Raw genomic sequence first — 8,837 nt, 5'->3', positions numbered from 1 at the left:
CATCGCCGGCCTTGTCTCCGACCGCACCGCCAACACCTGAGAAAAGGCCACGACCAGGCGAAACACGCCTACACCACTATCACGCACCAGCTCGTTAGAGCGTCCGCCAGTAGGTCATCGGATGCGGGGTGCTGATGGGCCGGGTGTCCCAGCGGAGGGTGTACCAGCTCGTCGGATCAGGCTGTAGAGGGTGGCGAAGTCGATGAAGAACTCGACGCAGCTCCGGCGGCGCTCCGTGTAAGTTCTGCCGGATGGAGATCGGGGAATTGATCGGAGCGGGGCGGACGGCGGACGTGTTCGCCCTCGACGAGGGCCGGGTGGTGCGGCGCTACCGCGGCGGTGAGGACGCCACCGGGGAGGCGGTCGTGATGGCGTACCTGGCCGAGCACGGGTATCCGGTGCCGGCAGTGTGGCCGGGTGCGGAGGCCGGGGAGTTGGTCATGCAGCGGCTGTCGGGGCCGACGATGCGGGAGGCGCTGGTCGCGGGCACGCTCAGCGGCGAGGAGGCGGGTGAGTTGCTGGCTGATCTGCTCCTGCGACTGCACGCTATCCCGCCCCGGACCGGGGCCGACCCAGCCCACCGCATCATCCACCTCGACCTGCATCCGGAGAACGTTTTCCTCACCCTGGACGGCCCCGTGGTGATCGATTGGGCCACCGCCCAGGAGGGCCCTCCCGGCCTGGACACCGCGATGACCGCGCTGATCCTTGCGCAGGCGGCGCTCACTATGCCAGCCGTCGCCGAGATCGCCCGGACCATCCTCCCTGCTCTGGTGCGTCAACTCGGCGGCACCGACGGAATGTTGCTGCCTGAGGCCCGGGCCCGGCGGGCCGCCAATCCGACCCTCACCCAGGAAGAGATCGCCGCTCTTGACGAGGCGGCTGCCCTGATCCTGGCGGCAGGAGCCGACGCGCAGGAGAACGCCCTCCAGTAGAAGGTGGGCTGGGACCATCGGAGGCGAGGTGGGCGGGGTCGGGTGTCCCAGCGGTGGGTGTACCAGGCCCGGTGGATCAGGCTGCGGACGGTGATGATCGCGGTGGCCGGGGCGACGAGCACCCTGCCGATGTCTGGGGCGAGAAGACCGCCGGTCTCTGAGCCATGCCGCTGGCGAACCGCGGGGACAGCCGCGACTCTCGGAGCGGTGAGAGGGCTTACCCTCCCTTGAGCACTGGCCTCCCGGCCCGGCGGTTGTCTTCGGCTTCGAGGTCTGGTTGTGCGCCCAGCGACCGGGTTGCACAGTGCCGCGTCTGGCTCGGGTCCTCAGCACGGGCCAGCGGTTCGGTTTCTTGATCGCGCGCGGGCAGTCCCGGCCGCGCCGGGCCGGCAGGAGGCGTGCACGTGCCTCCGTTCGGCCTCGGCGAAGGAACGGGTGAGCTTGGTGGCGGTGGCTCCGAGCTGGGAAGGGACGATGCGGACGCACTTCGGGTAGGGGACACGGTCGAGGTTCGCGACCGGACGGGCGAGCGCCGTCGCGTGGGCGAATTGGCGGATCGCGTGGTGGACGGCGAGGCAGGCCCACAGTTCCTGCCGGACGCCTTCCGGGGGCCGTGACCTGATCGGCCCGGCGGGGCCGAGGTGGGTGGACTGGAGCATGACCAGCGGATCCGCGCCCACCGTGGTGAAGACGTGAGCGAACTCGGCCGACCAGAAGCCGCGGTCGGCGATGGCCAGGTCGCCGGGACCGGTCGAGCCGGCCAGCGGGTAGGCAAGGCTACGTTCGCCATCGCGGTAGTCACCGAGGCGGGCGTCTAGGACTCCGTGCACTCCGATCTCGGCGAGGACCACCGCCTTGACCTGGGGGAAGGCGAAAGGGACGCCGCCGGTGGTGGAGGGGCCGTCGAAGGTGTCGCCATTGCTCGTCGAATCGGGAAGGTCGAACTGGGTGCCGTCCAGGGCAAGGAGCCGTAGCCCCCGTCACCACGCGTCGGGCGTGGCCGGGGTGGCTAGCGGGCCGGCCACCTGGCGGAACACGGTCTCCAGTACGTCCTCGCCGATACGGGCGCGGGCCTGGGAGAACGACGACCGGTTCACCCGCGCGAGGGCCCGGCTGCCGGGGATGCCGCTGGTCAGCACCCGCAGCACCTCCTCGTACGACTCCCGGGCGAACAGGCATGGGACCAGGACGAAGTACACGACCAGCTTCGCCGGAAGGAGTCGGCGCCGCCGCTCGGCACGGTCGTGCTTGGCTATCGTCGCGTCCACCAGCTCAGTGGTGAACACCTTCGTCAGGATCCCGAACCGCACCCGCCGCCCCGCGCCCCACCCCGTCACACGCACGCGGGGCAACGATCCCCGCGACTCAAAGGCAACTGCATTGTCCTGCCTTGGCCCCCAGGGCTTTCCGGTGCGGTCTTGACGCCCCCGTAGGGGCCGCGGCGCCGCACCGTGCGGCCGAGGGTGGTTCGCGGGGTCGCGGAGCGTTCCGCGTACCGACGAGGTTCGGCGGCCGCGGCCCGGACTCCGGGCGCACCGAGGGGTTTTCGGGTGAGTGGTTCGCCTTCCTCCCGTAAGGCACCGCGTGCCGCGAGGTGACACTGCGTGCCGTCCGCTGCCTTGGCGGCCTCGTGGAAGGGCCCTTTCTTCCGAAGGTCCCGCACATTTTCGGCCGTACCCCCTTGCCGAGGTGCGCCCGAATATCGATACTCCCGGTAACGAATTTGGTGAACCGCCGCGCACACGAACCGGCGGCCGGCCGTCCTCGCCCGACGCCGCCGTGCGCCGCGCCGGCCCGCCATCCCGCCTCCCCCGAAGAGGAACCGCATGATCACCGACGCCGTCGCCGCACCCAAGCCCGTCCTCGACAAGCCCCTGATGCACTACGGGCGGCGCGAACTGAACCGCACCGCGCCCGGGACCGCCCCCACCACCTACACCCTCTTCGGCGTCAAGCCGATGACCCCGCACTTCGGTGCCGTCCTGACCGACATCGACCTGACCCGCCCGATCACCGACGACCTCGCCGAGGAGCTGCGGCAGGCGCTCCTCGAATGGAAGGTCGTCTTCTTCCGGGACCAGCACGGCTTCACCGCCGACCACCACCAGGCCCTCTCCGCCGTCTGGGGCCCCACCGAGCCCAACCCCTTCTTCCCGAAGACCGGCGACGCCGGCATCTCCCGCCTCGCCAAGGACGGCAAGGCCGCCGGCAACAAGAACATCTGGCACAGCGACCACTCCTTCATGGCCAACCCGTCCCTCGGCGCGGTGCTGCGCGCCGTCGAGGTGCCCGCCGCCGGCGGCGACACCATGTGGGCCGACATGGCCGCCGCGTACGACAACCTGCCCGAGGACCTGAAGGCCCGCATCGAGGACCTCACCGCCGTCCACGACTGGGAGGCCAGCTGGGGCGCGCTGATGAACGACGAGCAGAAGGCCGCCTTCCGCGCCGACTGGCCGCAGGTCGAGCACCCCGTCGTGGTCCGCCACCCCCGCAGCGGCCGCAAGACCCTCTACGTCAACGAGCCCTTCACCCGCTTCATCAAGGGCCTCTCCGAGGCCGAGAACCGCGACCTCCTCGACATCCTCGTCCTCCAGGCGCGCATCCCCGAGTTCCAGATCCGCTTCCACTGGGAGCCCGGCTCCCTCGCCGTCTGGGACAACATCGCCACCCAGCACTACGCGGTCAACGACTACTTCCCGCAGCGCCGCGTCATGGAGCGCATCGCCATCGCGGGCGTCCCCCTGTCCTGACCCGCACCGCGACCCCCTCGTCCTGCCCTCCCCGCCCCACCCCCGCCCCACCAGGGCTTTCGGCGGCGCCCGCCGCCGAAAGCCCTCCCGTGAGCCCGCAGCCCGGCACCCCCGGAGGACCCCGTGACCGCTACAGAGACCGCACCCCGACCGCCGAGCGGTGCCGCCCCGACCACGAAGCACCCGAACCGCCGCGCCTGGACCGTCACCGGCCTGCTCGTGGTCTTCATGATGGTCAACTTCGCGGACAAGTCCGTCCTCGGTCTCGCGGCCGACGAGATCCGGGCCGACCTCGGCCTGACCGCGACCGAGTTCGGCCTGGCCAACAGCGCCTTCTTCCTGCTGTTCTCCGTCTCCGGAGCACTGGTCGGCCTGCTGCTCGCCGACCGCGTCGCCACCCGCCGGCTCCTGCTGGCCATGGCCGTGCTCTGGTCGCTGGCGCAGATCCCGCCGGCGATCGGCGGCGGCCTCGCCGTCCTGATCGGCTCCCGGCTGGTCCTCGGCGCGGCGGAGGGGCCGGCCTTCCCCGTCGCCCAGCAGGCAGCCCTCTCCTGGTTCCCCGACCACCGCCGCAACCTCCCCGGCGCCCTGGTCACCCTCGGCGTCACCCTCGGCGTCATCACCGCCGCACCCGGCCTGACCTGGGTCATCCAGGAGCACGGCTGGCGCGCCGCCCTCTGGGTCGTCGGCGCGGTCGGCGCGCTCTGGTCGGTGGTGTGGCTGCTGGCCGGCGGCGACGGACCCTTCCGGAGCGGCGACGCCCCCGACACCTCCGGTACCGCCCCCGACACCTCCGGTACCGCCCCCGACACCTCCGGTACCGCGCCCAGCACCACCTCCGGTACCGCGCCCGGTACGGATTCCCCGCTGCCCACGTCACCGGCCTCCGCCGACGAGGCCGGCGCCGTCCCCGGATATCGCCGCGTCCTCGCCACCCGGACCTGGGCCGGCGTCACCCTCGCCTACTTCAGCAGCTACTGGATCGTCGGCCTGATGGTCGCCTGGCTGCCGTCCTACCTGCGCAACGGACTCGGCTACCCGGCCGACACCGCCGGCACGCTCGTGGTGTCGCCGTGGGCCGTCGGGGCGGTGGTCCTGCTCGGCCAGGCGGTGCTCACCGGCCGGCTGATGCGGCGCGGCGTCGGCAGCCGTACGGCCCGCGGCCGGGTCGGCGGCGCCCTGCTCCTGATCGGCGCCGTCAGCCTGTTCTGCGTCCCCCTCGCCGACACCGCCACCGCGAAGACGGTGATGCTCGCCCTCGGCCTCGGCACGGGCGGCTCCTACGCCACCATCGCGGCGACCACCGTCGCGGAACTGGCCCCGCCCCGCCGCCGCGGCGGCGCCCTCGGCACGATGAACGCGCTGGTCACCACCGCCGGCCTGATCGCACCGGTGGTCGTCGGCAGGTTCATCGACACCCAGGGCAACGCCGGCTACGAAAGCGCCGTCCTCCTCTCCGGCGCCCTGCTCACCCTCGGCGCCCTCGCCTCGCTCACCCTCGTCGACCCGGCCCGCGACGCCGCCCTCTTCCGCACCAGCCTCCGCAAGTGAACCGCGCCGCCCCCCTGGAGACCTCGTGACCACCCCCCTCGTCGACACCGACGCCCTCGACCGCGCCGTCGCCGACCTGCGCGCCGGCCGGGACGGCTGGGCCGCCACCCCGCTCGCCGAACGCATCGCCCTGCTGGAGCGGATGCTGCCCCGCATCACCGCCGGAGCCGCCGAGATGGCCGCCGCCGGCGCCCGCGCGAAGGGCTACGGCCCCGATTCCCCCGTCGCCGCCGAGGACTGGATCGGCGCCCCCTGGGCCATGACCCAGAACGTCGGCGCGCTGCTGCACGTCCTGCGCCGGATCGCCGCCGGGCGGGAGCCCCTGCCCGCCCGCGCCGTCCGCGAACGCGACGGCCGCACCGTCGTCGACGTCTTCCCCGCCACCGGCTGGGACCGCCTCCTGCTCAACGGCTTCACGGCCGAGGTGCACACCCGGCCGGGCACCACCCCGCGCCGGGTGCGCGACCGCGCGGCCGGCCCCTACCGGGGCCGGGCGCCCCGGCCCCGGGTCTCCCTCGTCCTCGGCGCGGGCAACGTCGCCGCGATCACCGCCCTGGACATCCTCCACAAGCTGTACGCGGAGAACCAGGTCGTCGTCGCCAAGATGAACCCGGTCAACGACTACCTGCGCCCCCACTTCGCTGACGTGTTCGCCGAGTTCGTCGACCGCGGCTGGGTCCGCTTCGTCGCCGGCGGCGCGGCCGAGGGCGCCTACCTCGCCGCCCACGACGGGATCGACACCCTGCACGTCACCGGCAGCGAACGCACCCACGACGCGCTCGTGTGGGGAACCGACGACCGGGCCGAGGAACGCCGCCGCGACGACACGCCCCTGCTCGACAAGGAGTTCACCAGCGAACTGGGCGGCGTCAGTCCCTGCATCGTCACCCCCGGCCCCTGGACGGCGGCCGACTTCCGCCACCAGGCCGAGCACATCGTCACCAGCAAGATGAACAACTCCGGCCACAACTGCATCGCCAGCCAGGTCCTCGTCGTACCGGCCGAGTGGGACGGCACGGAGAAGCTCCTCACCGAGATACGCGCCGTCCTGCGGGCCCTCCCGCCCCGCACCGACTACTACCCCGGTGCCCGGGACCGCCTCGCCGCCGTCCGCGCCGCCCACCCGGAGGCCGAAGTGCTCGGCGAGGACGGCTGCCGCCTCCTGGTCCCCGACGTCACCGACCGCGACGACCCGCTGCTCACCGACGAGGTCTTCGGCAGCGCCCTCGCCGTCGTCCGGCTGCCGGGCGCCGACCCGGGTGCCTTCCTGAAGGAGGCCGTCGCCTTCGCCAACGACGTCCTCCCCGGCACCCTGGGCGCCACCCTCCTCGTCCACCCCCGGACCGAGAAGAGCCACCCCCGGCAGGTCGCCGAGGCCGTCGGAGCGCTCCGCTACGGGACCCTCGGCGTCAACTGCTGGTCCGCGATCGGCTTCCTGCTCGGCTACACCCCCTGGGGCGCCCACCCCGGACACACCCGACGCGCCATCGGCTCCGGCATCGGCTTCGTCCACAACGCCTTCATGCTGGAGGACGTGGAGAAGACCGTGCTGCGCGCCCCCTTCGCCCCCGCGCCGCGCGGCCTGTTCACCGGATCGCCCTCGCTCTCCCCGCGCCCGCCGTTCTACGTCACCCACAAGACCGCCCTCGCCACGATCCGCCGGGTCACCGCCTTCACCGCGTCCCCCTCCCTCGCCAAGCTGCCCGGCATCTTCGCGTCCGCGCTGCGCGGCTGACCCCGCTCCGCGCCCCCGGGGCCCCTCCACGGCCCCTCACCGCCCTCACCACCCCCGAGAGGACCCCGAATGAACCTTGCCGACCTCCTCGGCCGCAGCGCGGCCGAGCACGGTGACCGCACCGCTGTCGAACTGGGCACCACCCGGCTCTCCTACGCCGAACTCGACGCGACCGTCGGCCGCGTCGCCGCCCTGCTCGACGCCCGCGGCGTGCGCCCCGGGGACCGGATCGGCGTGATGCTGCCCAACCTGACCGAGTTCCCCGCCCTGTACTACGGCGTGCTGCGGGCCGGCGCCGTCGTCGTCCCGATGAACCCGCTCCTGAAGTCCCGGGAGATCGCCCACTACCTCCAGGACTCCGGAGCCAAGCTGCTCTTCGTCTTCGACGCGGTCGCCGACGAGGCCGCGAAGGGCGCCGAGGGCTGCGACACCGTCGTCGTTCCCGTGGCGCCCGGCGCCCTCGCCGGCCTCCTCGCCGACCACCCCGACCCGGTCACGGCCTCGGTGGGCGGCGGCCGGGACACCGCCGTGATCCTCTACACCTCCGGCACCACCGGCAAGCCCAAGGGCGCCGAACTGTCCCACGACAACATCGCCCGCAACACCGAACTGTGCGCCCGCGACCTCTTCGACCTGCGACCGCAGGACGTCGTCCTCGGCTGCCTGCCGCTCTTCCACACCTTCGGCCAGACCTGCGGGATGAACACGGCCCTCTCGGTCGGCGCCCGCCTCGCCCTGTTGCCCCGCTTCGAACCCCGGGCCGCCCTCGACGCCCTCGAGACCAGCGGGGTCACCGTCTTCCTGGGCGTGCCCACGATGTTCGCCGCGCTCCTCGCCGCCCGCCACCGCGCCCCGGACGCCCACGACGTGTCCGCCCTGCGCCTGTGCGCCTCCGGCGGCTCGTCCCTGCCGGTGGAGGTCCTGCACGGCTTCGAGAAGGCCTTCGGCAGCCCCGTCCTCGAAGGCTACGGACTGTCGGAGACCTCGCCGGTCGTCACCTTCAACCACCCCGACCGCCCCCGCAAGGCCGGCACCGTCGGCACCCCGCTGCCCGGCGTCGAGGTCCGCCTGGACGCCGTGGAGGACGGCGTCGGCGAGATCTGCGTACGCGGCCACAACGTCATGAAGGGCTACTGGAAACGCCCGGACGCCACCGCCGAAGCCCTCGTGGACGGCTGGCTGCACACCGGCGACCTCGGCCGCGTCGACGAGGACGGGTACCTCTCCGTCGTCGACCGCAAGAAGGACCTGATCATCCGCGGCGGCTACAACGTCTACCCGCGCGAGATCGAAGAGGTCCTCTACGAGCACCCCGACGTCGCCGAGGCGGCCGTCGTCGGGGTGCCGCACGCCGAGCTCGGCGAGGAGGTCGGCGCGGCCGTCGCCCTCCACGAGGGCGCCACCGCCACCCCCGACGAACTCCGCGAGTACGTGCGCGCCCAGGTCGCCGCGTACAAGTACCCCCGCGTGGTCTGGCTCCTCGGCGAACTCCCCAAGGGAGCCACCGGAAAGATCCTCAAGCGGGAGATCGAGCCGCCGCGCCCGGCCGGCGGCCGCTGACGCGCGGGGCGGTCCGCACCCGGGCGCGGACCGCCCCGTACCCCTCCGGGTCAGGAGAAGAGGTCGTGCGTGCCGCCCGTCCTGAAGAGGCCGGTTCCGACGCGGGTCAGGTCGAACGGCGCGTACCGCCCGCCGGTGCCGGAGAAGTAGTACGTCTTCCCGGTGGCGGGCTCGTGGGCGAGCAGGTCGTTCCTGCCGTCGCGGTCGTAGTCGCCGGCGCCGACGAGTTCGGAGTAGCGGCCGAAGCCGCCGCCGATGCGGGTGCGGGCGGTGAAGGTGCCGTCGCCCTTGCCGAGGTACATC

8 protein-coding genes are annotated in these 8,837 nt (G+C 72.8%); 5 read left to right on the top strand and 3 right to left on the bottom strand.

Annotated elements, in window-relative coordinates; translation table 11 throughout:
- Positions 1–251 precede the first annotated feature (251 nt).
- On the top strand, positions 252–935 hold the full coding sequence (locus ACFW6A_RS15050; protein WP_386640854.1) for a phosphotransferase: 684 nt from the start codon (positions 252–254) through the stop codon (positions 933–935).
- Between the two features lie 326 nt (positions 936–1,261).
- Here ACFW6A_RS15050 and ACFW6A_RS15045 read toward each other — a convergent pair whose 3' ends face one another.
- Together ACFW6A_RS15045 and ACFW6A_RS15040 are read right to left on the bottom strand one after the other, a co-directional pair.
- Positions 1,262–1,786 (bottom strand): hypothetical protein, encoded by a 525-nt coding sequence (locus ACFW6A_RS15045; RefSeq protein ID WP_351851930.1) that lies wholly within the window; start codon positions 1,784–1,786, stop codon positions 1,262–1,264.
- Between the two features lie 129 nt (positions 1,787–1,915).
- Positions 1,916–2,245: a transposase domain-containing protein gene (locus ACFW6A_RS15040; protein WP_351852022.1), complete on the bottom strand. Its 330-nt coding sequence runs from the start codon at positions 2,243–2,245 to the stop codon at positions 1,916–1,918.
- 516 nt (positions 2,246–2,761) lie between these two features.
- Between ACFW6A_RS15040 and ACFW6A_RS15035 the strand changes: the two genes are divergently transcribed.
- The 4 genes from ACFW6A_RS15035 to ACFW6A_RS15020 all read left to right on the top strand — a co-directional run bounded on the left by ACFW6A_RS15035 (position 2,762) and on the right by ACFW6A_RS15020 (position 8,534).
- The gene (locus ACFW6A_RS15035) at positions 2,762–3,688 is read left to right on the top strand and encodes a TauD/TfdA dioxygenase family protein (protein ID WP_386640850.1); all 927 of its coding nucleotides are present in this window, start codon (positions 2,762–2,764) and stop codon (positions 3,686–3,688) included.
- A 123-nt stretch (positions 3,689–3,811) separates the two neighbouring features.
- The gene (locus ACFW6A_RS15030; protein WP_386640847.1) at positions 3,812–5,239 is read left to right on the top strand and encodes an MFS transporter; all 1,428 of its coding nucleotides are present in this window, start codon (positions 3,812–3,814) and stop codon (positions 5,237–5,239) included.
- 25 nt (positions 5,240–5,264) lie between these two features.
- Positions 5,265–6,974 carry an aldehyde dehydrogenase family protein gene (locus tag ACFW6A_RS15025; protein ID WP_386640844.1) on the top strand — a complete coding sequence of 570 codons (1,710 nt, stop codon included), beginning with the start codon at positions 5,265–5,267 and terminating at the stop codon, positions 6,972–6,974.
- Positions 6,975–7,043: 69 nt separating this feature from the next.
- The gene (locus tag ACFW6A_RS15020) at positions 7,044–8,534 is read left to right on the top strand and encodes a long-chain fatty acid--CoA ligase (protein ID WP_386640841.1); all 1,491 of its coding nucleotides are present in this window, start codon (positions 7,044–7,046) and stop codon (positions 8,532–8,534) included.
- A 50-nt stretch (positions 8,535–8,584) separates the two neighbouring features.
- On the opposite strand, the gene ACFW6A_RS15015 is transcribed toward ACFW6A_RS15020, so the two are convergent.
- Positions 8,585–8,837 (bottom strand): FG-GAP repeat domain-containing protein (locus tag ACFW6A_RS15015; RefSeq protein ID WP_386640838.1); only part of this gene is annotated, 253 nt, incomplete at its 5' end.

The organism is Streptomyces sp. NPDC058758, assembly GCF_042746075.1.
Taxonomy (GTDB): Bacteria; Actinomycetota; Actinomycetes; order Streptomycetales; family Streptomycetaceae; genus Streptomyces.
Note: the sequence above shows the minus strand (reverse complement) of the source record. Positions and strands in the feature narration are given on the sequence as shown.